The organism is Nonomuraea gerenzanensis, assembly GCF_020215645.1.
Taxonomy (GTDB): domain Bacteria; phylum Actinomycetota; class Actinomycetes; order Streptosporangiales; family Streptosporangiaceae; genus Nonomuraea; species Nonomuraea gerenzanensis.
The window spans coordinates 3457734-3481387 of record NZ_CP084058.1; the positions used below are offsets into that span (position 1 = coordinate 3457734).

The 23654-nt window shown below is 73.5% G+C and carries 24 protein-coding genes; 9 read left to right on the forward strand and 15 right to left on the reverse strand.

Going from position 1 to position 23654, the window contains the following annotated elements; translation table 11 throughout:
- Window positions 1-69: 69 nt before the first annotated feature.
- The 3 genes from LCN96_RS16440 to LCN96_RS16450 are packed head-to-tail and all read left to right on the forward strand — an operon-like array spanning window position 70 to window position 3598.
- Window positions 70-1887: a right-handed parallel beta-helix repeat-containing protein gene (locus LCN96_RS16440; protein WP_225273501.1), complete on the forward strand. Its 1818-nt coding sequence runs from the start codon at window positions 70-72 to the stop codon at window positions 1885-1887.
- Entirely contained in the window at window positions 1884-2294 is a 411-nt protein-coding gene (locus LCN96_RS16445; protein ID WP_225273502.1) for a cupredoxin domain-containing protein, read from the forward strand. The genes LCN96_RS16440 and LCN96_RS16445 overlap by 4 nt, the downstream gene beginning before the upstream one ends.
- Window positions 2291-3598, forward strand: coding sequence for a hypothetical protein (locus tag LCN96_RS16450; protein WP_225273503.1), 1308 nt, complete (start codon window positions 2291-2293; stop codon window positions 3596-3598). Before LCN96_RS16445 ends, LCN96_RS16450 begins: the two co-directional genes overlap by 4 nt.
- Window positions 3599-3601: 3 nt before the next feature.
- Here the strand turns inward: LCN96_RS16450 and LCN96_RS16455 are convergent, their stop codons facing one another.
- Together LCN96_RS16455 and LCN96_RS16460 are read right to left on the reverse strand one after the other, a co-directional pair.
- Window positions 3602-4381, reverse strand: coding sequence for an ABC transporter permease (locus LCN96_RS16455; protein WP_225273504.1), 780 nt, complete (start codon window positions 4379-4381; stop codon window positions 3602-3604).
- A complete protein-coding gene (locus tag LCN96_RS16460) occupies window positions 4378-5322 on the reverse strand; it encodes an ATP-binding cassette domain-containing protein (RefSeq protein WP_225273505.1) in 945 nt (314 codons plus the stop codon). Before LCN96_RS16460 ends, LCN96_RS16455 begins: the two co-directional genes overlap by 4 nt.
- A gap of 48 nt (window positions 5323-5370) precedes the next feature.
- Between LCN96_RS16460 and LCN96_RS16465 the strand changes: the two genes are divergently transcribed.
- Entirely contained in the window at window positions 5371-6135 is a 765-nt protein-coding gene (locus tag LCN96_RS16465) for a TetR/AcrR family transcriptional regulator (protein WP_225273506.1), read from the forward strand.
- Here LCN96_RS16465 and LCN96_RS16470 read toward each other — a convergent pair.
- Window positions 6109-7260: a hypothetical protein gene (locus LCN96_RS16470; protein WP_225273507.1), complete on the reverse strand. Its 1152-nt coding sequence runs from the start codon at window positions 7258-7260 to the stop codon at window positions 6109-6111. The two genes, LCN96_RS16465 and LCN96_RS16470, sit on opposite strands and share 27 nt — an antisense overlap.
- 82 nt (window positions 7261-7342) lie before the next feature.
- Here LCN96_RS16470 and LCN96_RS16475 point away from each other — a divergent pair, with 82 nt between their 5' ends.
- A complete protein-coding gene (locus LCN96_RS16475) occupies window positions 7343-8050 on the forward strand; it encodes a TetR/AcrR family transcriptional regulator (protein ID WP_225273508.1) in 708 nt (235 codons plus the stop codon).
- On the opposite strand, the gene LCN96_RS16480 is transcribed toward LCN96_RS16475, so the two are convergent.
- Entirely contained in the window at window positions 8004-8891 is an 888-nt protein-coding gene (locus LCN96_RS16480) for a PP2C family protein-serine/threonine phosphatase (RefSeq protein ID WP_225273509.1), read from the reverse strand. The two genes, LCN96_RS16475 and LCN96_RS16480, sit on opposite strands and share 47 nt — an antisense overlap.
- 92 nt (window positions 8892-8983) lie before the next feature.
- On the opposite strand from LCN96_RS16480, the gene LCN96_RS16485 reads away from it, so the two are divergent.
- Window positions 8984-10066, forward strand: coding sequence for a sigma-70 family RNA polymerase sigma factor (locus tag LCN96_RS16485; protein WP_225273510.1), 1083 nt, complete (start codon window positions 8984-8986; stop codon window positions 10064-10066).
- The gene (locus LCN96_RS16490; RefSeq protein WP_225273511.1) at window positions 10053-10451 is read left to right on the forward strand and encodes a nuclear transport factor 2 family protein; all 399 of its coding nucleotides are present in this window, start codon (window positions 10053-10055) and stop codon (window positions 10449-10451) included. Before LCN96_RS16485 ends, LCN96_RS16490 begins: the two co-directional genes overlap by 14 nt.
- On the opposite strand, the gene LCN96_RS16495 is transcribed toward LCN96_RS16490, so the two are convergent.
- Window positions 10452-10817, reverse strand: coding sequence for a MerR family transcriptional regulator (locus tag LCN96_RS16495; RefSeq protein WP_225273512.1), 366 nt, complete (start codon window positions 10815-10817; stop codon window positions 10452-10454).
- Between the two features lie 80 nt (window positions 10818-10897).
- On the opposite strand from LCN96_RS16495, the gene LCN96_RS16500 reads away from it, so the two are divergent.
- Complete coding sequence (locus tag LCN96_RS16500; protein ID WP_225273513.1) at window positions 10898-11530, forward strand: SDR family NAD(P)-dependent oxidoreductase; 633 nt, start codon at window positions 10898-10900, stop codon at window positions 11528-11530.
- 58 nt (window positions 11531-11588) lie between these two features.
- On the opposite strand, the gene LCN96_RS16505 is transcribed toward LCN96_RS16500, so the two are convergent.
- The 8 genes from LCN96_RS16505 to LCN96_RS16540 form a co-directional block, all read right to left on the reverse strand.
- On the reverse strand, window positions 11589-12341 hold the full coding sequence (locus LCN96_RS16505) for a GNAT family N-acetyltransferase (protein WP_225273514.1): 753 nt from the start codon (window positions 12339-12341) through the stop codon (window positions 11589-11591).
- Window positions 12338-13429 carry a hypothetical protein gene (locus tag LCN96_RS16510; protein ID WP_225273515.1) on the reverse strand — a complete coding sequence of 364 codons (1092 nt, stop codon included), beginning with the start codon at window positions 13427-13429 and terminating at the stop codon, window positions 12338-12340. The genes LCN96_RS16505 and LCN96_RS16510 overlap by 4 nt, the downstream gene beginning before the upstream one ends.
- A 45-nt stretch (window positions 13430-13474) precedes the next feature.
- Window positions 13475-13969, reverse strand: a complete 495-nt coding sequence (locus LCN96_RS16515) for an SRPBCC family protein (RefSeq protein WP_225273516.1) — start codon at window positions 13967-13969, stop codon at window positions 13475-13477.
- Window positions 13966-14409 carry a metalloregulator ArsR/SmtB family transcription factor gene (locus LCN96_RS16520; RefSeq protein WP_225275992.1) on the reverse strand — a complete coding sequence of 148 codons (444 nt, stop codon included), beginning with the start codon at window positions 14407-14409 and terminating at the stop codon, window positions 13966-13968. Before LCN96_RS16520 ends, LCN96_RS16515 begins: the two co-directional genes overlap by 4 nt.
- Window positions 14410-14486: 77 nt before the next feature.
- Window positions 14487-16262, reverse strand: a complete 1776-nt coding sequence (locus tag LCN96_RS16525) for an NAD+ synthase (protein ID WP_225273517.1) — start codon at window positions 16260-16262, stop codon at window positions 14487-14489.
- A gap of 52 nt (window positions 16263-16314) precedes the next feature.
- On the reverse strand, window positions 16315-17754 hold the full coding sequence (locus LCN96_RS16530; RefSeq protein WP_225273518.1) for a BTAD domain-containing putative transcriptional regulator: 1440 nt from the start codon (window positions 17752-17754) through the stop codon (window positions 16315-16317).
- A 49-nt stretch (window positions 17755-17803) separates the two neighbouring features.
- Complete coding sequence (locus LCN96_RS16535; protein WP_225273519.1) at window positions 17804-19657, reverse strand: sensor histidine kinase; 1854 nt, start codon at window positions 19655-19657, stop codon at window positions 17804-17806.
- A gap of 126 nt (window positions 19658-19783) precedes the next feature.
- The gene (locus LCN96_RS16540) at window positions 19784-20977 is read right to left on the reverse strand and encodes an MDR family MFS transporter (RefSeq protein ID WP_225273520.1); all 1194 of its coding nucleotides are present in this window, start codon (window positions 20975-20977) and stop codon (window positions 19784-19786) included.
- Window positions 20978-21036: 59 nt separating this feature from the next.
- On the opposite strand from LCN96_RS16540, the gene LCN96_RS16545 reads away from it, so the two are divergent.
- Complete coding sequence (locus LCN96_RS16545) at window positions 21037-22011, forward strand: DUF5937 family protein (RefSeq protein WP_225273521.1); 975 nt, start codon at window positions 21037-21039, stop codon at window positions 22009-22011.
- Here LCN96_RS16545 and LCN96_RS16550 read toward each other — a convergent pair.
- Together LCN96_RS16550 and LCN96_RS16555 are read right to left on the reverse strand one after the other, a co-directional pair.
- Entirely contained in the window at window positions 22002-23033 is a 1032-nt protein-coding gene (locus LCN96_RS16550) for a terpene synthase family protein (protein WP_225273522.1), read from the reverse strand. The genes LCN96_RS16545 and LCN96_RS16550 overlap by 10 nt on opposite strands.
- A gap of 23 nt (window positions 23034-23056) precedes the next feature.
- The gene (locus LCN96_RS16555; protein WP_225273523.1) at window positions 23057-23602 is read right to left on the reverse strand and encodes an EF-hand domain-containing protein; all 546 of its coding nucleotides are present in this window, start codon (window positions 23600-23602) and stop codon (window positions 23057-23059) included.
- Between the last annotated feature and the right edge of the window lie 52 nt (window positions 23603-23654).

The following is a 23654-nucleotide window of genomic DNA, read 5'->3' on the forward strand; positions in this document are numbered from 1 at the left end:
ATCGCGAATTTTCCGGCTGCCCTTAAAAGCCGCAACCTCGACTTATTCGCGAAATGTAAGGAAAAAGGGGTGCGGCACCTCCAGGAGGCCGTCGACCGGGTGGACCGCCCCGGCATGACGATCGCCATCCTGCCCGGGCTCTACCGCGAGGAGCCCAGCCAGCCCGCCCCCACCGGCGCCTGCGCCCGCCTGCCCGCCCGCTGGTCCGACTGGGGCTACCAGATCCTCAGCTACGATCAGCAGGTCCAGTGCCCGCACAACCAGAACCTCGTCGCCATCCTCGGCAAGCGGGACCTCCAGATCGAGGGCACCGGCAGCGGCCCGCTCGACGTCGTCATCGACGCCGAGTACCGCAAGCTGAACGCCGTCCGCGCCGACCGCGCCGACGGCGTCTACTTCAGGAACCTCACCGCGCAGCGCACCACGTTCAACTCCCTGTACGTGCTGGAGACCGACGGCTTCGTCATCGACCGCGTCCTGACCCGGTGGAACGACGAGTACGGCTTCCTCACCTTCGCCAGCGACCACGGCCTCTACACCGACTGCGAGGCGTACGGCAACGGCGACGGCGGCCTCTACCCGGGCAGCGCCTCCAACCTGAACGAGGGCCGCGGCCACGACGTCCCCCGCTACGCCATCGAGATCCGCCGCTGCAAGAGCCACGACAACGCGCTCGGCTACTCCGGCACCGCCGGCGACTCGGTCTGGGTGCACGACAACGAGTTCTACGACAACATGGTCGGCGCCACCATGGACAGCCTCTGGCCGTCCCACCCCGGCCTGCCGCAGAACCACGCCAAGTTCGAGAACAACCAGATCTACGACAACAACCGCGACTACTACCACCACACCCGCGACGGCACCTGCGCCAAGCCGCCCGCCGAGCGCGGCTACGAGCGGGGCGTGGTGTGCTCGCAGGTGGGGGTGCCGCCGGGCACGGGCGTGATCGTGGCGGGCGGCAACTACAACGTCTTCCGGAACAACCGGGTCTGGGGGCACCGGCGGGCGGGCTTCCAGCTCTTCGGGGTGCCGGCGTTCATCAGGGGTGAGGAGGACCTGGCCAAGCAGGCCGACACCTCCGACTTCAACCGGCACGAGGACAACGTGTTCGGCGTGAGCCCGACGGGGGAGCGGCGGCCGAACGGGCTCGACGTGTGGTGGGACGGGCAGGGGACCGGCAACTGCTGGCAGGCCGACGCGGGCGCGTCCTCACCCGTGGTGCTGCCCGTGTGCGCGCAGGCGGCGCCCGAGCTGACGGGCGGCACGCGGCGGCTGCTGGCCGAGCCGGTCAAGCTCGTCAAGCTGTATCTGTGCGCCGACTTCAGCGCCGCCGAGGCGCGGCTGCCGGCGGGGTGCGACTGGTTCGGCGCGTCGGGGATGGGCACGGTGGAGGCGCAGCTCGCGCTGGGCGGGTCGGTGGTGCTGGGGCTGGTGGCGGGGTTGTTCTGGTGGCGGGGGCGGCGGGGCGATCTCGAGAAGTCGCCCGGTGGTGGTCCGGCGGCGGTCCGGCGGCGGCAGCGGCTGATCCTGGCCGGGACCGTGGCGGGTGGGCTCGGGCTGGTGCTCGACGTCGTGGCCGCGGCTGTGGGGACCGCGGCGCAGACCGGGGTGGCGTTGTTGCTCATGGGGGCGTGGTGGTGGTGCCTGGGGGCGGCGTTGGTCGCCGGGCGGCCGGTGTTCGGCTGGTTCACCGTGGTGGTGGGGGTGCTGGCCTGCGTGGATGCTTTTGATCGGCTGGTGTACCTGATCCCCTTCGTGCCGTTGGGGCCGGGGTGGGTGCGGGGGTTGCTCACCGGGTTCTGGGTGTTGTGCGCCGTGGTGGTGCTGGCGCCCCGGCGCTCGCGCGCGGTGGCCGAGCGGTCCGCCGAGGCGGAGGTGGCCACGTGAGAGCCGCGTTCCGGAGGCGCGAGGTGGTGTGGGCGGGCTGTGTCGTGGCGTTGGCGTGCGGGCTCGTCGCCGGGTGCGGGCCGTTGTCGCGGACGCATCGCGATCCCGGCAACAGCCACGCGGTGGCGACCGGCGCGCCGGGCGGGCGGGCGGACGCCGAGATCACCGTCTCCGGCGGGCGGGTGGAGCCGCCGCCCGGCTGGCTGGAGGTGCGCAAGGGGCGGCAGGTGAGCATCACCGTCACCAGCGATGTCGCCGACGAGCTGCACGTGCACGGGTACGACCTCGTGGCCGAGCTGCGGCCCGGGGTGCCCGCCACCATCCGGTTCACGGCCGGTCTGACCGGCGTGTTCCAGGTGGAGACGCACCGCGGCAAGCTGGTCCTGACCCAGCTCGCGGTCCGATGACGGCCTGGCCGGCGGCGGGCACTCTCGCGGCCGGCGCTGCCATGGGGGCGCTCGCGTGCGGTGGCGAACCGGCGGCGGCCCGGGTGCTGGCGCACGGGGTCGGGGAGCGGGCCGATCTGCCGATCCCGCTCTTCTACGCCTACGCCGGCGCCTTCGCCGCGCTGGTCGTCTCGTTCCTGGCGCTGGCCCTGCTCTGGGCCGACTCCCGGTTCCGCGGCGACCTCGCCGGCCGCCCGATCACCCTGCGCCCGCCGAGCGGAACCGCCCGGGCGGCCCGCGTCGTGACCCTCCTGGCCGCCGCCTACACCCTCGCCTGGCTGCTCCTCGGCCCGCCCACCGAGAACGCGGCCCCGTACCTGGTGTACGTGTTGTTCTGGGTCGGCCTGGTGCCCGCGTCGCTGCTGCTCGGCCCGGTGTGGCGGGTGCTGAACCCGTTCCGGCTGCTGCCCGACCGCCCCCGCCGCCCGTACCCGGCCAGGCTGGGGTACTGGCCCGCGGCGGCGGGCCTGCTCGCGTTCACCTGGACGGAGCTGGTCGCGCCCGAGCCCGCCGCACCCCGCACCCTGCTGATCTTCCTCACCCTGTACGCCGCCGCCCAGCTCACCGGCACCGTCGTGTACGGCCACGCCTGGCTGGAGCGCGGCGACCCGTTCGAGGTGTACTCGACCCTGATCGGCCACCTGTCACCCCTGGGCAGGCGGGCGGACGGCGGCCGCGTGCTGCGCAACCCGTTCGACGGCCTGGACGCCATCGCCCCGTCAGCCGGCCTGGTCGCCACGGTCTGCGTGCTGCTCGGCGGCACCGCCTACGACGGCCTGTCCACCGGCCCCGCCTGGGTGAACGCCCTGCAGTCGGCCCCCTTCGGCGGGCGCGCGGGCCTGGGCACGCTCGGCCTGCTGGCGGCCGTCGCGGGTGTGGCCGTCCTGTACGCCGCGTGCCTCGGCGTGGCCGGCCTGATCGGCGGCACGAAGGGGCTGGCCGGCGGCTTCGCCCACTCGCTGCTGCCGATCGCCGTCGGCTACCTGATCGCGCACTACTTCTCGCTGCTGGTCATCGAGGGCAGGCACGCGCTCATCCTGGCGCTGGGCCTGGACGCCGAGGTGGACCAGAACGCCGTCGCCCCCGGCACGATCGCCACCGTGCAGGTGCTGGCCATCGTGCTCGGCCACGTCGCGGGCGTGGTGGCCGCGCACGACCGCTCGGTCCGGCTGCTGCCGCCCGCGCGGGCGGTGGCGGGTCAGATCCCGCTGTTCGTGCTGATGATCTGCTACACCACCGGCGGCCTGACCCTGCTACTGGCGTGACGGCTAGCGCGCGCTCGTCCTGCGGCGGAACAGCACCGCCGCGACCGGCACGCAGATCACCACCGTGCCCGCCAGCCACGCCGTGGCCACCGCCCCCGACGCGCCCATGGGCAGGCCCAGCAGCAGCGACCGCATGGTCTCGATGATCGGCGTCAGCGGCTGGTTGTAGGCGAAGTCGCGCAGCACGCCCGGCATGGTCTGGGCCGGGACGATGCCGTCCGACACGTACGGCAGGAACAGCACGACGAAGCTGAACGCCCCCGCCGCCTGGGACGAGCTGACCAGCAGCCCCCAGACCGCCGCCAGCGCGGACATGGCCAGCACGTACCCGGTGACCAGGGCCAGCACCAGCGCCCAGTCGGTGAGCGAGGCGACGGGACGGAAGCCGAGCAGGAGCGCGACGGCCAGGGCGATGGCCGAGGACAGCACGTTGCGGATCACCGAGGCCACGACGTGCCCGGCGGGGACGGTCCAGCCGCTGATCGGCAGGGTGCGGAACCGGTCGATCATGCCGCCGGTCATGTCCTCGGCGATCGCCACGGCGGTGAGGGCGGCGCCGTACCCGCCGGACATGAGCAGGACGGCGGGGACGACGAAGTCGATGTAGGCCAGGCCGCTGGAGCCGGTCGTGATCGCGCCGCCGAACACGTACACGAACAAGACCATGATCATGACGGGCAGCGCCGTGTTGACGATGAGGCCGTCCAGCACGCGCACGTCCCTGCGCAGGCCGCGGACGACGAGGCGGCGCAGGTCGCCGGCGGCGGTGACGGGGGTGCTCATGCCGCGGCCGCCGTCAGCTCGAAGAAGACGTCGTCCATGGTGGGGGTGCGCAGCTCGACGTGCGCGACCGGGATGCCCGCCCCGTGCAGCGCCTCCAGCGTGTGGCGCAGGTGGTCGGGGCCGTGCAGGGCCAGCGTCAGCTCCCCGGCGCCGGGGTCGAGCTGGGAGCCGGGCAGGGCGGCGCCGGCGCGGGGCAGGTCCGCCGGGCGTGCCGGGCGCAGGGCCAGGCGCTCCCTGCCGACCTGGCGCTTGAGCGCGGCGGGGGAGTCGTCGGCGACGACCCGGCCCGCGTTGATCACCACGACGCGGTCGGCGAGCTGGTCGGCCTCCTCCAGGTACTGCGTGGTCAGCAGGATGGTGGTGCCGGAGGCGAGCAGCTCGCGGATCACCGACCACAGCTCGGCCCTGCTGCGCGGGTCGAGGCCGGTCGTGGGCTCGTCCAGGAACAGGATCGGCGGCGCCGACGCCATGCTGACCGCCAGGTCCAGGCGCCGCCGCATGCCGCCGGAGTACGTGCCGGCCCGCCGGTCGGCGGCGCCGGTCAGGTCGAAGCGCTCCAGCAGCTCCGCGGCCCGCAGCCGGCTCCGGCGGCGGCCGAGGTGGTAGAGGCCGGCGAACAGCTCGAGGTTCTCCCGCCCGGTCAGCAACGGGTCCACCGTGGCCTGCTGGGAGGTCAGCCCGATGGCGCGGCGCACCTGCGGGCCCTCGCGCGTCACGTCGTGCCCCGCCACCGTGGCGGTGCCGCCGTCCGGGGCGAGCAGCGTGGTCAGGATCCGCACGGTCGTCGTCTTGCCCGAGCCGTTGGGCCCGAGCAGCGCCAGCAGCGAGCCGGTGGGCACGGTCAGGTCGATCCCGGCCAGCACCCTGGTCGCGCCGAACGACTTGGTGAGCCCCCGGGCGTGGACGGCATCTGTGAATGGCCTACTGTGTATGACGTTCATAGTTTCAAGGTAATGCAGAATCCTAGGAGTGAGTCAAGGAGGACTTCGATGGCGCAGGACCGGTTGCCCCCCATGCTGCAGCGGTTGTGGGGGCGCGAGCCGGTGCCGCGCAGAGGGCCGCGGCCCCGGCTCGACCTGCACACGATCACCACGGCCGCCGTCGAGATCGCCGACGCCGAGGGGCTGGCCGGGGTGTCCATGAACAGCGTGGCCACGCGGGTGGGGGTGGCCGCGACCGCGCTGTACCGCTACATCGGCAGCAAGGACGACCTGCTCACCCTGATGGCCGACGCCATCGCCCCCGACCCGCCCGAGCCTGCGGGGCTGCCCTGGCGTGACTACCTCGCCCTGTGGACGCGGCTCCAGCGCGATCTCGTGCTGCGGCACGCCTGGGTGCTGCCGATCACGAAGTTCGCGCCGCCGCTCGGCCCGCGGCGGCTGCTCTGGCTGGACCGGGCGCTGGCAGCGCTCGACGGCACGGGGCTGGACGACGGGGAGAAGATCAACGTGGCCAGCACCCTGACGGGCTACGCGCTGACCGACGCGGCCATCATGGACTCGGCCGGCAGGGGCTTCGAGGACATGGAGGAGGCCGGGGTCGGCAGCGCCGCCGACTACGGTGAGCTGCTGGTGGAGCTGCTCGATCCCGAGCGCTATCCCGCGGCGGCGGCCGCCGTTCGCGGCGGCGCCTTCCGCGGCGCCGAGGGCTGGGTCCACGACGACGACTTCCGCTTCGGCCTCGACCTGCTGCTCGACGGCGTGGAGCAGCTCATCGCGCGGCGTGCCTCAGGACGTGACGTCGGCGGGCAGTAGCTGCTCGGTGAGGAGCCGGCGCACCCGCTCGGGGCCGGTCGCCCAGCGCCGCAGCAGCTCCCACCCGTGGAAGTAGCCGAAGAGGTACGGGCTCATCGGCGACGGCTCCAGCAGCCGGAGCGCCGCCGCCATCTCCTCCTCCCCGTAGAGCGCCCACCGCCCCAGGTACGCCCCCACCTCCGGCCGCCCCTCCGCCGCGAGGAACGCCGCGTTGCCCCAGACGCCCCACAACGCGTTCCTGGCCCGGTGCACCGCCGCGAAGTCGCTGCCGTCGGGCCGGATGCCCAGCTCGGGCAGGACGTTCGCGCTCAGCCACGCCTGCGCCTCGTCCCCGGGGAACACCAGCTCCTCGGCCAGCAGCCCGAGCCCCTCGCTGAGCACGAACGACGGCGACAACATGAACCGCACCCACCGCTCGTCCCCGAGCCGCTGCTCCTTGAGCATCGACTCGGCGATGTGCCCGGGATGCCCCTCGTGGGCCACGAGGTTCAGCAGGTCGGCGACGTTGAAGGGGATCGCCCGGTTGATGTGGATCGTGGACTTCAGCCCGCCCTCGTACTCGCCCGCCCCGTGGAAGGCCACGCCCTCCACCAGCCGGCACTCCACCACCTCGCCGGGCGGCAGCGGGACGATCGCGGCCGTCCTGGCCCGCGTCTCGGCCACCGCCCGGTCCACCAGCGCGGGCAGCCGCTCGACGTCGTGCAGCGTGTGCGCGGCCTGCCACGCCCTCAGCCGGTCGGCCGGCGTGCCGGACGTCCCCGGCAGGGCCGCGTCCAGGTCGGCGTGGGCCTGCTCGAACACCTCCTCCGGCACCCACCGAGGCTCCAGCCCCAGGCACTCCCGCCCGTACTCCGCCAGTGGCAGCCGCTCGCCGTCCAGGTGGCGGGCCATGGCGCGCACGGCACGGACGTGGGCCGCGAGATAGGCGGACGGCGCGCACTCCAGCAGCCGCTCCGCCTCCTCCGCCAGCGCCCCCGCCACGGCCGGCGGCTCCGCCTCGACCGCCGCCGCCCACTCGGCCGGCCCCCGGTAGATCAGCGCGGTGCCGCTCGGGCTGCCCGTGGCCAGCCGGTTGATCCGCAGCGCGAGCATCGCGTAGTCCCGCCGCCACCGCTCGTCGGTCATGTCGTCCCTCCCATGAGGACGTCGGGGCGGCCTAAGCTAGCGGTACGGTTTTCCGTACAGTGCACGGAAAGGTCTTCGGCCGATGCCGGACACGATCTGGTTCCGCGACGACGCCCGCCCGCGCAGGCCCCGGCTCTCGCGCGAGCGCATCGTCGCGGCCGCCGTCGCGCTCCTCGACGCCGAGGGGGTGGCCGGGTTCTCGATGCGCGGCCTCGCGGCGCGGCTGGGTGCGGGGACGATGTCGCTCTACGAGTACGTCCGCACCAAGGAGGATGTGCTGGACCTGGCCCTGGACGAGGTGATCGGCGAGATCGAGGTGCCGAGCGAGATCCAGGCGCACGGCGAGATCGAGGGGCACGGCGAGCCGAAGCCGTGGCGTGAGCTGCTGATCGCGCAGCTCACGCAGAGCCGCGCCGTTATGCGCCGCCATCCGTGGGTGCCCGCCCTCACCGCCACCCGCCCGCTGCTCGGGCCCCGGGCGCTGGCGCGTTCCCGGCTGTTCTACGCGGCGCTGGCGGAGGCGGGGCTGGCGGGGCCCGTGCTCACCGCCGCCGTGGGGACGTTGTCGTCGTACGTGAACGGGTTCGTCGCGGCGGAGAACATCTGGTGGCAGAAGGTACGCACCCCCGCCGCGGACGCCGAGATCCGGGCCAGGGTGGCGGGGCACCTGGATGCGGAGTTCGCCCGCCTCAGCCAGGTGGAGGACGCCGACTTCGACGGGCAGTTCCTGCTCGGGCTCGGGCTCATCCTGGATGGGATCGAGGGGCGGCTGGGAGGAGCAGGGCGGTGATGTTGTCCTCGCCGCCCGCCGTGAGGGCGTGCGTCACGAGGGCGCGGGCCGTGTGGAGGTGGTCGGTGCCTCGCGTGGTGCGGGTGCGCAGGGCGGCGGGGGTGGGCAGGTGGCGCCACAGGCCGTCCGTGCAGAGCAGCAGGACGCCGGGGGTGTGGGGGCGGTAGCTGCGCAGGTGCGGGTCCGGGCCGGCCGCGTCGGCGCCGAGCCAGGCGGACAGCGCGTCGTGGGTGCCTGTGTCGTCCTCCGTGAGGGTCATCGGGGTGCCTTCGCGGGGGAGCCAGTAGGCGCGGCTGTCGCCTATCCAGGCGGTCCAGACGCCGTCCGGAGATGCGATGCCGGCGACGTAGGTGCAGGCGGGCGGGTTTTCTCCCGGTTTGTCCGATGGGCCGAGAGCGGGCTGGTCGGGAGAGCGCCGATCCGGCGGCGGGCCGGGCGGGGCCGGGCTCATGCGCGGGGCGGCGAGGGCCGTGACGGCGCGGGCCGCGCGGATGGTGCCCTCCGTCAGCGCCGTCTCCGGCAGGGCGCCCGCGCGTAACAGCGCGACCGTCGTGGCCGCGCCCGTGTCGGCGGCCACCTGGGCGGCGCGTTCGGGGCGGGACGACATGGAGACGCCGTCGCACACCACGCCCACCGTCCACTCGCCCACCCTCACCAGGGCCATCGCGTCCGCGTTCACCGCCCGCCGCAGGCCGCGGTCGCTGACTCCGGCGGCGCCTCCGGCCGCCGTGAGCTCGAGGTGGGAGCGGAAGGCCGGTTGGGGGGTGCCGCAGTCCCAGCAGTGGCCGTCGGGGGCCACGGTGCCGCCGCCGCACGAGACACAGCATGTCATCTCCGTCATGGCCTCACGATCGTCTCAGATCCGGCGGGGGCCGGGTGGGCGGTAGCTTGGCACCCGACACGAGTGGAGTGGCCGGACGCCGAGGGGCCTGGATGACGCGGACCTGGACCGACGAGCCCGACGAGGCCGTGGGGGAGCTGCTCGCCGCGGCGCGAGACGGGGACGAGGAGGCGTTCGGGCGGCTGGTCGGGCCGCTGCGGGACGAGCTGCGCGCGCACTGCTACCGGATGCTGGGCTCCGTGCACGACGCCGAGGACGCCGTCCAGGAGACCCTGGACCGGGCGTGGCGCAGCCTGGGCGGGTTCGAGAACCGGGGCTCGATCAGGCCGTGGCTCTACAAGATCGCGACCAACCGCTCGCTGACCCTGCTCGACCGCCGTGGCCGCCGCGAGCTGCCCACCGACCTCAGCCCGGGCGGCGCGCCGGTGACCGAGGCGGCGTGGCTGGAGCCGTACCCGGACCGGCTGATGAGCTGGGCGGACGAGCTGAGCCCAGAGGCGCGCGTGCTGGCGCGCGAGAGCGTGGAGCTGGCGTTCGTGGCGGCGCTGCAGCACCTGCCGGCCCTGCAGCGGGCCGTCCTGCTGCTGCGCGACGTGCTCGGGTACGCCGCCCGCGAGGTCGCCGACCTGCTGGGCACCACGGTCGCCGCCGTCAACAGCGCCCTGCAACGGGCCCGCGCCCGGCTGCGTGAGCTGCTGCCCGGCACCACCCAGCAGCAGGCCCTGCGCGAGCTGGGCGAGCGGGGCAGCCGGGAGCTGGCCCAGCGGTACGCGGACGCCTGGGAGGCCGGGGACGTCGAGACCATCGTGGCCATGCTGACCGAGGACGCGAAGTACTCGATGCCACCGTTGACCACCTGGTACCGGGGGCACGCGGGCATCAGGGCGTTCCTGGAGGAGGGGCCGCTGCGGTGGCGGTGGCGGTTCCTGGTGGCGCGGGCGAACGGGCAGCTCGCGTTCGGCACGTACCTGTGGGACCAGGAGCGGGGCCGCTACGTCCCGGCCGGGCTGGACCTGCTCGTGGTGCGCGGCACCCGGATCGCCGAGGTGGTCTCGTTCCTGGAGGCCGGCTTCGCCGCGTTCGGGCTGCCGGACGGCGATGAGTTTCCCCCGCCGCCCGGGTTGTCACCGGTGAACGGAACAGCCCACGCGGGAGGAAACCATGATCGACGATGAGCGGCAGGTCCGCACCCTGATCGAGCGGTGGGCGGCGGCGGTGCGCGCCGGGGACCTGGACGGGGTCGCCGCCGACCACGCCGACGACATCGTGATGCACGACGTGCCGGAGAACCTGCGCGGCATCGAGGCGTACCGCGCGGCGTGGCCGCCGTTCTTCGGCTGGCTGGCGCAGGGCGTCGCGTTCGACATCCGGTCGCTGGAGGTCACGGCCGGCGCCGACGTCGCCTACGCGCACGCCCTGCTGCGCTGCGGCCCGGCCGAGGAGGAGCGGGAGGCGCGGCTGCGGATCACGTTCGGGCTGCGCAAGGAGGACGGGCGGTGGGTCGTCGCCCACGAGCACCACTCGTTCCCCGTCGTCGATCCCGTGGCGGCGGAGGGGTGATCAGCGGCGCTCCTCCAGGGCTGTTGCGAGCATGGTGTCGAGTGCCTGCTGGGACGTCCGCAGCCGGTCGATCGTCTCGGCGAGGCGGCGGCTTTCGCGCCGGAGGCCGGCGACCATGCCGGGGCAGGCGGACGGCACCATCCGTTCGCCGTCGTCGTGGACGCAGTCCAGCAGCCGCGCGATGACCGCCGTGGGCAGGCCGGCGGCGAGCATCGTGCGGATGTGGCGCACGGCGGCCACGTCCGCCTCGCCGTACTCCCGGTAGCCGTTCGGCAGCCGGTGGGGGCGCAACAGGCCCTGCTCCTCGTAGTAGCGCAGCAGCCGCCTGGGAACCCCGGTCTCGCGGGACAGGTCACCGATCCTCATGAGCTTCCTTGACCTTCACATCGATGTGACGCCTTACCGTCGTCGGCGTCATGCAAGGCAACAACGTGAAGGAGCGGATCATGCCTGGAGCGGTGATCGTCGGATCGGGGCCGGGCATCGGGCGGTCCGTGGCCGCCCGGTTCGCCAGGGAGGGGCTGGCGGTGGGGCTCCTCTCGCGCAGCGGCAGCGCTCTCGGCCTGGACGGGGTGCGCACGTACCGGGCCGACTGCGGTGACGAGGGCCAGTTGCGTGCGGCGCTCGACGCGGCCACGGGGGCGCTCGGCACGCCGGACGTGGTCGTGTACAACGCCGCGATCATCCGGCCGGACACGCTCGGTGCGGTGGACGCGCGGGCGCAGCTCGACGCCTGGGCCGTCAACGTGGTGGGGGCGATGGTCACCGCCTCGCACGTGGTGCCCGCGATGGCGCGGCGAGGTGGTGGCACGTTCATCGTCACCGGGGGGATGCCTGAGCCCAAGGCGGCGTACGTGAGCTTGTCGCTGGGGAAGGTGGGGGTTCGGGCGCTGGTGGCGATGGTGGATGAGGAGTATGGGGCGGCGGGGGTGCACGCCGCCAGTGTCACGGTCGCGGGGGTCGTCGCGCCGGGGACGGCCTTCGATCCGGATGACATCGCCGAGCACTACTGGAGGTTGCACACGCAGCCGCGTGAGGGGTGGGAGCGGGAGGTCGTGCACACAGGTGGCGGCCGGTGACGCCGGGGTGCCGGGGTGCTGCGGTGTCGGGTGAGCGGGCAGAGGTCTGCGAGTGGTCTCAGGCGGTGAGGTGCCAGAACCAGCCGAGCGGGCGTAGGCCCAGCCGCCGGGCCACCCGCTGTGACGAGTGGTTGTCCGCGCTCGTGCTGTAGAACGCGTGGATCCCCGGCAGCATGTCGGCCCAGGCGGCCGTGGTGGCGGCGGCGTAGCCACGGCCGCGGCAGGCGGGTGCGGTCCAGGTGCCCGCCTCGGCGCCGAGCGGGGTGAGGCGGGCGCTGTGGCAGATGGAGACCGGCCGGCCGTCCTCGGCGATCATGGCCCAGGGTGCCCCCGCGCTGCGGGTGGTGAGCTTGTCCCACTCGTCGGGCTCCCAGGAGCTGGGGCGCGGTAAGGAGCGTACGAGCTGGACGTGCTCCGCAGAGTCCGACCTCAGGACGTCCACGGGTACGCCGGGCCGGACCGGCGGGACGACGAGGTAGCTGGGGCCGCCCGTCACTGACACCCGCTCGCCGCCGAGAAGCTGCCGGCAGGTGGCGAGCACGTCCGGTGGTGTGCCGAGGTCACGGGGGATGCCGAGGCTCGGCGGGGTGCTGAGGCGGGTTGAGGTGTCGGGGTGTGAGGAGGCGAAGAGCGCGAGGAGGCGGGCGGCCAGGTCGTCCGGTACGCCGCTCGCGACGGCGGCCGTCAGGCCATCGGCTGCCACGCCGATGACCAGGTCCTCGGGGCCGGGCAGGCGCCCGCGCTCGTCCAGGCGCCAGATGACGCCCAGCTCGATGCGGACCAGATCGATGTCGCGGGCTACGTCCGTCACAGGACCCCTTCCTGCGCAGGCTCTCCTGGCGCCGTCAACGTGAACGGGACGGTCGCGGCCACCCTACCGTTGACGATCACGTCGAGCTCCCGCGCGCCCGGCGGCTCGTCGCGGGTGGTGACCGGGCGGAAGGAGTGGCTCTTGCGCACGGTGAACGTCGCGCCGGCGCCACTCGCGTCCCGCTGACCGAGGTGGAAGACGCGGCGCGAGCCCGGCCGCCGCACCGCGTACTTCAGCAGCACCGGCCCCGCCGCCTCCGCCGTCACCGTGACGGTGAAGGCCAGCTTGCCGCCCACGGCCACGGTGGGTGAGTCGAGGGACAGCTCGTGCACCGCGCCGCTGCCCGGCGTGGCGCCCACCAGGGCGAGGGCCTCCGGGTGGCCGGCTCGCAGGAGGCCGCGGACCGCGTGGCGCAGCACCCGCTCCACGTGGGAGCCGCCGTCGGCGCGCCACTTCGCCAGCAGCTCCAGGGCTGTGTCGGGATGGTCCTTGGCCAGGTCGTTGACGTGGTTGGCGACGGAGCGGCGTACGTACTCGCTCGGGTCGTCGCGCAGCCGGTCGAGCAGGGGCAGCGTCGGGCCAGGGGTCATCAGCCAGCCGACCCGGCCGGCCCACGGCAGGCGCGGGCGGGAGCCCTCCGAGGCCAGCCGGCGCAGGTGCTCGTCGGGGGACTCCGCCCAGCCGTACATGATCTTGATGGCGTCGTCGCGGTAGCGTTCCAGGTAGGGGCGGACGGCGAACTCGCCCGTCGCGTACGGCGTGAGCGCGGCCAGCGTCTCCATCGCGGCCTCCAGGTGGTCGAGCCCCTGGGTGGCGGTGTGGTCGGTGGCGGGCCAGCCGCTCCACATGTCGAGCGTGGCCGCGCACTCCCGGACGAGCGCGGCGGCCTGGGGATAGGGCAGGGGCAGTGCGTCGTGCAGGGCCGCGGAGACGTGGGTGACGCGGGCCTTGAGCTCCAGGCCGTCGAGGCCGGTCAGGGCCTGTGCGGTGAAGCGGGCTCGGGGGAACGCGGGCCACGCGGCGGCCAGCCCGTCGGCCAGCACCGACACCGACTGGGCGTTGATCAGGTCTTTGAGCGGTTGAGCCACGCGGCAACTGTGCCAGGAGCCACCGACATTTCCTGAGCGGAGGACTCAGGTGGACAGGCCCGCGTAGTACGACTTCATCGACGGGTAGTAGTCGTCGAAGCTCACCGGCGCGGACCCGTCGCGCGAGGCGACGAGCAGGTCCAGGTAGTACTCCCAGCCGGGCCCGATCTCGCCGATGCCCTCCTCGGTGTCGAGATGCTGGACGAACCGCAGCTCCGTCACCCCCTCCGACTCCGCCAGCAGCAGCTCGACGTGCCAGGCCCCGTGCTCGTCCAGGGAGGAGACGGCCAGGCGGCGGGGCGGCTCGCAGGCGTCGATGTGCAGGTCGTACCGGGGCTGCTGGTCCTCGAAGAGGAGCTGCACCTTGATCGTGCGGCCGGGGGCCGCGTCGCCCTCCCACGGGCCGAACCAGCGGGCCGTGCGCTCGGGCTCGGTGATGCTGGCCCACACGTCGGCGGCGGGCGCGCGGAAGGTGCGGGTGAGGACGAGGTCGGTGCCGTTCGCGGTGCTGAACAGGGCGCCGGTGGGGATGGGGCTCATGCGGTGTTCTCCTGTCCTGCGACGCCGTGCGAGGCGTCCCTGGTGGTACGGCGTTCGCGGCGGGTGCGGTACACCTCGGTCTCCAGCGCGTCGAAGCGGTGCTCCCAGCCGGTGGGGCGGGCGAACCGGGCGAGCCAGGTGATCAGCTCGCCGAACGGCTCCGGGTCGAGCGTGTAGAGGCGCTGCCTGCCGACCAGCTCGGCGCGGACGAGGCCGCTCTGCCTGAGCACCCGCAGGTGGCGGCTGACGGCGGGGCGGCTGATCGCGAAGCGCTCGGCGATGTCGCCTGCCGGTAGCGGCCCGTCGCGCAGCAGGACGAGGATCTGCCGCCGCACGGGATCGGCGACAGCGCCGGCCACCTGGTCCATGCGTGCCGCACCCGCCTCATCCACGCGAGCCCCGCCCGCCGCCTGGTCCGCGCGTGCGGCCGCCTCGTCCATGTTCACTCCGAAAGCGTAACCTGTGGGTTACGCTTTCTCAAGACGGGTGTCGCGACGGCCCGGCGGAAGAGAGAACCTCAGCCCGTGGTCTCCCGCCACCGGTTGGTGATGGGCAGGCGGCGGTCGCGCCCGAAGTTCTTGGGCGTGATCTTGGGGCCGGGCGGATACTGCCGCCGCTTGTACTCCGCCAGGTCCACCAGCCGGATCACCCGCGTCACCAGCGCCGGATCGTGCCCCGCCGCGATCAGCTCCTGCGAGCCCATGTCCTTCTCGACGTAGTCGTCCAGCAGCCGGTCCAGCACCTCGTACGGCGGCAGCGAGTCGGTGTCGCGCTGGTCGGGACGGAGCTCGGCGCTCGGCTCCTTGGTGATCGAGTTCTCCGGGATCGGCTGGTCGGCCTGGAGCAGGAAGTCCGGGTCGGAGTGGGCGTTGCGCCACCGCGACAGCTCCCACACCATCGTCTTCGGCACGTCCTTGATCGGCGCGAAGCCGCCGGCCGAGTCGCCGTAGAGGGTGGAGTAGCCGGTGGCCAGCTCGCTCTTGTTCCCGGTGGTCAGCACCAGGTGGCCGTGCTCGTTCGACAGCCCCATGAGGATCATGCCGCGCACCCTGGCCTGGAGGTTCTCGGCGGCCAGGCCGGACAGCTCGATCTCCTTCTCGAAGGCGTTGACGATGTCGGCGATCGGCACCACCTGGGCGTTGACGCCCTGCCTGCGCACGAGGTCCTCGGCGTCGGCCAGCGAGTGGTCGGAGGAGTAGCGGGAGGGCATGAGCACCACGTTGACCCGGGAGGGGCCGATGGCGTCGGAGGCGATGGTGGCGGTCAGCGCGGAGTCGATGCCGCCCGACAGGCCCAGGATGACCGACTGGAACCCGTTCTTGGCCACGTAGTCGCGCACTGCCAGCACCAGCGCCGAGTAGACCTCGGCGTGCAGGTCGAGCCGCTCGGGCACGGCGGCGGGCACGGCGGGATAGGGCGCGACGGGCTCGGCGGACAGCACCAGCCGCTCGACCGTGATCGTGGAGCCGTCGCCCGCGTCGTAGGGGTACGTGCCGGGCTCGGCGTCGGAGACCGGCAGCCCGTCGAGGTCCACGACCAGCAGCTCCTCCTTGAACTGCCCGGCCCGCGCCACCAGCTCGCCCGACTTGTCCACCACGATGGAGTCGCCGTCGAAGACCAACTCGTCCTGCCCGCCGACCTGGTTGACGTAGAGGAGCCCGCACCCGGCCTCACGGGCCCGGCGCGCGCACAGCTCCAGCCGTACGTCGTCCTTCTCCTTCTCGTACGGCGAGGCGTTCGGCGCCACCAGCAGCCCGGCGCCGGCCTGCCCGACGACGGACACGGGGCCGCCCTCCTGCCAGAGGTCCTCGCACACGGCGATCGCCACGTCCACCCCGTGCAGCCGGAAGATCGGCAGCCGGTCGCCGCGCACGAAGTAGCGGTACTCGTCGAACACCCCGTAGTTCGGCAGGTGGTGCTTGGCCGTGCGGGTGACCACCTCCCCCTTGTACAGCAGCGCGGCGGCGTCGAGCGGGGCCCCCTTCGGCTGGCCGACGCGGGGCGCCAGGTCGGCGCGGTCCACGTAGCCGACGACCACGGGCAGGTGCCCCAGGCCCTCGCGCTCCAGCCTGCGCGCGACCTCCTCCAGCGTCCGGATGCTGGCGTCCACGAAGGAGGTGCGCAGCACGAGGTCCTCCACCGGGTAGCCGGTGAGGAACATCTCCGTGAAGACCACGAGATGGGCCTCCCGCTCCGCCGCGTCGCGGGTCCACGCGATCAGCTTGTCGGCGTTGGCGCTCAGGTCGCCGACGGTCGGATTCGTCTGTGCCAGGGCAATGCGCAGTTGTGCCACGTATCAAGCCTAGTACGCCCCGATTTTTATCGTCAAAGCGACGAAAAGTAGGTCATTTCGCGCCGGGGGTGACCAGGCCGGACTCGTACGCGGCCATCACGAGCTGCGCCCGGTCGAACAGCCCGAGATGCTCCAGCAGCGACTTGACCACCAGGCCCACCTCCTCCTCCGGCAGCGCGAGCGTCTGCCCGATCTGCCGGTTGGTCAGCCCGCGGGCGACGAGCTTGAGCACGTCCAGCCGGTCGTCGGGGAGCCCGGCCAGCGCCGGGGGCGAGGCCGGGTCGGTGCGCCCGGTGAACGCCGAGATCAGCCGCGTGGTCACGGCCGGGTCGATGAGCGCGTCACCGGCCGCCGCGGCCCTGATGGCGGCCAGGATCTGCTCGGGCGGCGACGTCTTCAGCACGAACCCGCTCACCCCGGCGCGCAACGCCGCGTACAGGTTCTCGTCGCTGCCGAAGGTGGTCATCATCACCACCTTCGGCGGCCGTTCGCCTGCCAGGATCCGGCGGGCGGCGGCCAGGCCGTCCAGGCGCGGCATCTGGATGTCGAGCAGCACCACGTCGGGCCGCGTCTCGCGGACGGCCGAGATCGCCTCCTCGCCGTTGGCCGCCTCGCCCGCCTGCGCGAACCCGGCCTCGCTGTCCAGCATGGCCTTCAGCCCGGTACGCACCAGCGCCTGGTCGTCGGCCACCAGCACGCGCAGCACCCCGCCGGCCGCCCCCGGCTCGGCCACGGGCTCGGCGGGCGGCTCCTCCAGGCGCTGGGCCAGCATGTCGGCCTCCAGCCGGCGCAGCCCGGCCGACAGGTCCAGCCCCAATTCGTCCCGCCACACGGCGCGCGCCCTGCGCAGCGCCGCCAGCGCGTCGCCCTGGCGCCCCATCCGGTAGAGCGCCACGGCGAGCAGCCGCCACGCCTCCTCCCGCAGCGGGTACGCCGACGCGTGCGCCTCCAGGTCCGCCACCAGCGACGTCGCCCGGCCCAGAGCCAGCCCGGCGTCGGCCCGCCGCTCGACGGCGATCAGCCGCAGCTCCTCCAGCCGCCCGGCCTCGGTCGCGGCCCAGCTCAGCTCCGCGAACTCCGCGAGTGCCGGCCCGCGCCACAGCCCGAGCGCGGTGTCCATGGCCGCCCACACCTGCGCGGGCGTGCCGTCGGACTTGACCAGCGTCTCGAAGTGCCAGGCGTCCACCTGCTCGGTCCGGGCGCGCAACGCGTACCCGGGCGGCGCGGACACCAGCACCCCTGCCTCCTCACGGGGTGCGCGGCCCGGCTCCAGGGCGCGGCGCAGCCGGGAGACGTAGCCCTGGATGGTGGACAGGGCCTGCGCGGGCGGGTCACCCGGCCAGAGCTCGTCGATGAGGGTGTGCACGGGGACGGCGCGGCCACCGGCGACGAGCAGGCGCGCGAGCACCGCCCGCTGCCGCTGGCCGCCGAGGTCGAGGGGGGCGCCGTCGGCCCAGGCCTGGAACGGTCCTAGAGCGGTGAAGGTCAGCATGTCAGGCGTAACTGTAGAGGCAGAATGGGTCTGGGTATATGGGGAAATGTCAGAGAGGCAGCTCGGCGTCGACAACCGTGCCCCCTCCTGCGGCCTCCCGCACCACGCACATGCCGCCCAGCTCGGCGGCCCGCTCCCGCATCGAGCCCAGCCCGACGCCCGCCCGCGCGTCCGCCGGGATGCCGCGCCCGTCGTCGGTGACGGTGATCCGCAGCGTCTCGGCGCGCCGCAGCGCGATGGTGATCGTGGCCGCGCCCGAGTGCTTGCGGGCGTTGGTGAGCGCCTCCTGCACGATCCGGTACGCGGCCACCTCGACGGCCGCGGGCAGCCCGTCGAGACCCCCTGAGACCTCGACCGGCGTGCCCGCCAGCTCCGCCACGGCCCCCGCCAGGCCCAGCTCGTCGAGCGCGGGCGGGCGCAGGCCGTACACGAGCTGCCTGATGTCGCCGCTCACCGCGTCCATGCCGGCACGCAGCTCGGCCAGCAGCAGGTCGGCGCGCTCCGGCGAGCTGCGCACGGACAGGCGGGCGGCGTTGATCGACATGGCCATGCCGGTCAGCGACTGGCCGAGCCCGTCGTGCAGGTCGCGGCGCAGCCGCCGCCGCTCCTCCTCGCGCGCGGTCAGGATGCGCTCGCGCGAGCGCTGCAACGCCGCCGTCAGCCGCACGGCGTGCGCCGCGTCGGCGATGTACGGGGTCAGCATGGCGATCACCCGCTCGTCGTGCGCCGCCGGGAACCTGCGCCGGTCGGTCGGCCCGACCAGCAGCAGCCCGACCGGCTCCCCGTGCCACACCAGCGAGATCACCCGCGCGGGCGGGCCGGGGGCGCCCGAGATGGTGGTCGTGCCGTCCAGCTCGACCGCCACGCCCGTCACCGACAGGCCCTCGCGCAGCACGTCCAGGGTGGCCAGCAGCCCGTGCACGGGGTCGGTGTGCTGCAGCCGGTGCCGCAACCGCCCGGCCAGCGTGCCGGGCACGCCGGTGCTGCCGTACAGGAGCCGGTCCACGCCGCGCTGCATGCCGCGCCGCATCGGCTGGAAGGCCGCCCCGGCGAACACCGCCGCCGCGATCCCGGCCACCCGGTCCACCTCGGCGAGGAACAGGCTGCTCGCGGCGCTGACCGCCACGTACACGCCGGTGGTCACGATGATCAGCCCGGTGCCGATGAGCGCCCGGCTGATCAGCGTGTCGATGCCGAACAGCCGGTAACGCAGCACCGCCACCGCGATGGCCGCCGGGATCAGCGGGATGAACAGCGTCGCCAGCCACCAGAACGGGTCGCCCAGCATCCACGGCACCAGCAGCCCCGGCAGCGCCACCACCAGCCACAGGAGCTGGCGCCGCTCGGCCGCGTCGCCGCGCTTGAAGCGCACCACCAGGGAGACGAACGCCAGCGCCATGGCCGCCGACACCAGCCAGTGCGCCGGGTCCCTGAACGCCTTCTGCCCGCTCAGCGCGCCGGCCCAGTCGAGCGCCACGCCCGCCACGGCCGGCACGATCACCCAGCGCCACCGCCGCGACAGCAGCCTGCCCGCCGGGTAGAGCAGGGGCAGCAGCACGCCGAGCGTGAGCTGCAGCACGTGCCAGGTGAAGTTGATCACCGGCCAGCCGGCGGACGGATGCCCGAACAGCAGGTGGAAGGCGTTGGCCGACAGGATGTTGGCCGCGGCGCTCAGCCCGCCGACGCACAGCAGCCAGCCGATCACCAGCCGGGGCCTGCTGTGCACGAGGATCGCGCCGAAGACGGGGAACGCCGTGCCCGCCATGTCCTCAGGGGCGAACGGCAGCGGCGTCCAGGAGGGCTGCGGCAGCTGCGCCGTCACCCAGATGTCGGTGAGCTCGAACACCACGGCGAGCGTGGCCATGCCGATCGCCACGCCTCGCGCCAGCCCTGCGCGGCGCATCCCACCCGCCCTTCCCACCCATGATCGGGGTGAAAATTATCGGTGGGCTGCCAACGTCCGATCAAAATTTTCTCAACGCGCTCCGCACCTGGTCAGCGCAACGATAGCGGGCTCGGGCCGCCGCGGTCAGCGGCGCCTGATCGCCGGGCCGAGCAGCAGCAGGCCGGCCGCCGACAACACGCCGACCCCGCCGATCGTGAACCACAGCGCCCGCGGGCCCAGCTCCAGCAGCGGCCCGCCGAGCAGCGGCGCCAGCACCGCCGCCAGCGACCACGCGAACCCGAACAGCCCCGAGTACCGCCCGCGCAGCTCGGCGGGCGCCAGCGTGGCCACGATGGCGCCGGGGATCCCGGCCGTGACGATCTCGCCGGCCGTCCAGATGGCGATCGTCACCGCCAGCCCCAGCATGCTGGTCACGTACGCGGTCAGCGCGAAGCCCGCCGCCATCACGGCCAGCCCCAGCGCCAGCGTGCGCGCCGGGTCCCTGCGCCCCAGCCAGCCCGACACCAGCGGCTGCACGACGACGATGAGGATCCCGTTCAGCGCCATGGCCACGCCGAACTCCTGCGGCGTCAGCTTCACCACGTCGGTCATCGCCACCGGCAGCATGGTCATCGTCTGCGAGTAGACCAGCGCGTTGCCCAGCGCGACCAGCGTGAACCCGACCATGACCCGGTCACGCAGCACCACCCCGAACCCGCCCGTCACCTGCTGGGCGGCCGGTGTGGTCTCGGGCACCGCCCGCCACACCAGCACGGCGAAGACCACGGCCGACAGCGCGTCGATCCAGAACAGCCAGAGGAAGCCCTGGCCTGCCAGCCAGCCGCCGGCCGTCATGCCGACCGAGTAGCCGAGGTTGATCGCCCAGAACAGCAGCCCGTACGCCCGGGGCCGCTCCTCGGCCGAGACCAGGTCGGCGACCAGCGCGTTCGACGCCGGCCGGTAGACGTCGATCACCAGGCCGAGCGCGAACATCGAGGCCACGATCGCGGGCAGCGAGCTGCTGTAGCCCAGCGCCAGCATGCACGCGGCGGTGGCCAGCATGCCGCCCGACAGCGTCGCGCGGCGCCCGATCCGGTCCGCCAGCACGCCCGCCACGAGCTGCGACAGCAGCGACCCCACCCCGAACACGCCCATCACCAGGCCCGCCGCCGTGACGGACAGGCCGCGGCTCTGGGTCAGGTAGACGCCGGTGAAGGGCATCACCATGGTGCCCAGGCGGTTCACCAGCGTGCCGCCCCACAAGGCCCAGAACGGGCGGGGCAGCCCGCCGATCTGCGACCGGAGGAAGGAGGGTTTCTCGACTGTTGCGCTCGACACGCCTCAAAGAGTGAGATTTCCGGTTATGTCGTGCGAACGATTTAGCGCACACTAAAAGCATGTCCATCACCTGGGTGCTGAAGCCGGAGGACGTGGCCCACATCCGGTTCGCCTTCTCCCCGATGTGGGAGCTCGTGGCCAGCCTGCGCACCCTCCAGCAGCCCGCCAGGCAGTCGATCCACCTGCCCTGGCTCAAGGCCGTGCGCCCCCGGCTGGCCGGGCTCGACCTGAGCGAGCTGTTCGCGCTGGTCCCGCCGACCGGCTACCTCGCCGACTTCATCACCCCGCCGCCCGACACGCCGATGCCCGACTTCGCCGCCGAGCTCGACCGGGTCAGGGGCACCGACCCGGCACGGGCCCGCGAGGAGGCGGCCAAGGTACGGGGTACGGACCCGGCCGCGATCGAGCGGTTCACGGCCGACCCCGGCGCGGGCGTGCTGCGGGTCGCGGACGCGCTGGAGACGTACTGGGAGGCGTGTCTCGCCGAGTTCTGGCCCCGCGTGTACGCGCTGCTGGAGCGGGACGTCATGGGCCGCTCACGCCAGCTCGCCCAGGGCGGGGCCCGCCGGTTGTTCGCCGGGCTCGACCCGGCCGTGCGGTGGACGGGGGACACGCTGATCATCGACCGGCCCTGGTGCGAGGCGGGCGGGCTGCACGGCGACGGGCTGCTGCTCGTGCCCAGCGCGTTCTACTGGCCGTCGGTGGCCGTGATGACGGCGCCGTACCAGTCGATGCTCGTCTACCCCGTGCAGGGCGTCGGCACGCTGTGGGAGCAGGGGCCGCCGCCCGCGCCCGGCGCGCTCGCCGCGCTGATCGGCAGGAGCAGGGCCGCCATCCTGCTCGCGCTGGCCGAGCCCGCCACCACCTCCGCGCTGGCCACCCGCATGGCGCTCACGCCGGGCGCGGTCAGCCAGCACCTCGGCGTGCTCAGCGGCGGCGGGCTGGCGGTGGGCATGCGGCTCGGCAAGCAGGTCGTCTACCGCCGCACCCTGGCCGGCGACATGCTCGCCGCCGGCCCCGGAGCTCATGCGTAACGCTGCGACTCCAGCAGCCAGTCCAGGTGCGCGCGCGGCGCGGCCAGGTACGCGCAGGCCACCTTGCTGACGTCCCTGGCCGCCTTCGGCTCCAGCTCGCCCAGCGGCAGCCGCTTGGCCGCCTTGCGCATGTCCTGGCAGCGCCCGGTGATCCGGTCCAGCACCCAGGCCGTCGCCTCCCGGTCGCTCAGCCCGAGCTGCCGCATCGCCAGCACCACGAAGTTGTGCACGTCGCCGCGCTCCTTCGGGCGCGAGGCCACGTCGTTGCACCACGCGGTGACGTCGCTGCAGGCGTCCACGAGCTGCCGCCACGGGTCCGACTCGTGCACCCAGACCGGCACCTCGACCCGCAGGCACGGCTCCACCAGGTCGTACAGGTACGGGCCGACCGTGCCCCTGCGCAGCGCCGGATACTCCTCCAGCGTCGGCATCCGCCCCGCCGCGCGGTTCTCCGCCTCGGCGCGGCAGGCGTCGTACTGGCGCTGCAGCCCCACCGCGAACCTGGCCCGCCACTGGTCGCTCATGCGCACGCTCGTCACCCGCCACAGGTCGGCGAAGGCCGCCTCCAGCGGGTGGCAGGAGGTGCCCTTGAGCATGCCGTGGAAGATCTCCAGCGGGCCCGAGCGCTCGTCCAGCTCGTCGTCCAGGTGGAACAGCCAGGTCAGCCACTGCGCGAACAGCGCCGCCGCCGCCGCGTCGAACTCGGCGAACGCGCGGCCGGCCATCCGGTGGAAGCCGACGCCCGGGTCGGCGCGCAGGCCGGTGCGCCTGGCCCAGTCGATGACCGCGGCCTCGATGGCGTACACGGCCGGATGCATCCTGCACGGCGCCGCCATCGCGGGCACCCGCTCAGTCAGCGGCAGCAGCGCGAGCGCGGCCGGGGCGCCCCGGCGCGGCCGTGGCAGCAGGGACGACAGCGCCGAGCGCAGGGCGGTGCGCGCGGTGGTGAGCGCGGTGCCGAACGCCGTGCCAAATACGGTGCTCGTGGCGGCGCCCTCGGTGTCCTTCACGGCGCCCTTCACTGGAGTGTTCCTCACGGTGCTGTTCACAGGGGCCCGAACAGCCAGTTGCCGGCGGCGTTGGGGTCGTCGCCGCGGTAGTAGTCGGCGGCGGCCAGCACCAGCTCCTCCACCGTGAGCGAGCCCCTGCCCGCCCGGTCCAGCCGGTCGAACGCCTCGTCCACGTCGTCGTAGGGCACCCCGAACGCGCACAACATCGTCCGGAAGTCGGCCGGCCCGATCTGACCGTCGTCGTCGCCGTCGCACAGCTCGGCCACCGCCACCGTGGCCGGCCTGAACACCTCGTCGTACCGGTCGCCCGTGACGAACGCCGCCGTCATCCCCCGCCGGAAGTCCGGCCGCGCGATGCCGGAGTCGCCGTCGCGCTCCAGCGTCTCCGACAGGGTGGACCAGATGCGGTCGAAGCTGTCCACGAGACTCGCCCCGGCGACCGAGGTGGGGGACTCCCCGAAGCCCACCAGGATACGGGCGCCCAGCCCCAGCAGGTCCTCGCGCTCGACGACGCCGTTGCCGCTCGCGTCGATGTGGTCGAACGCCCGATCGAGCTTGTGATTGAGCAGGTCGATAGCCACCAATGCCTCCCCCGAGACTGACTGCGTGATCACAGTAAGTCGGGGCGGGCCC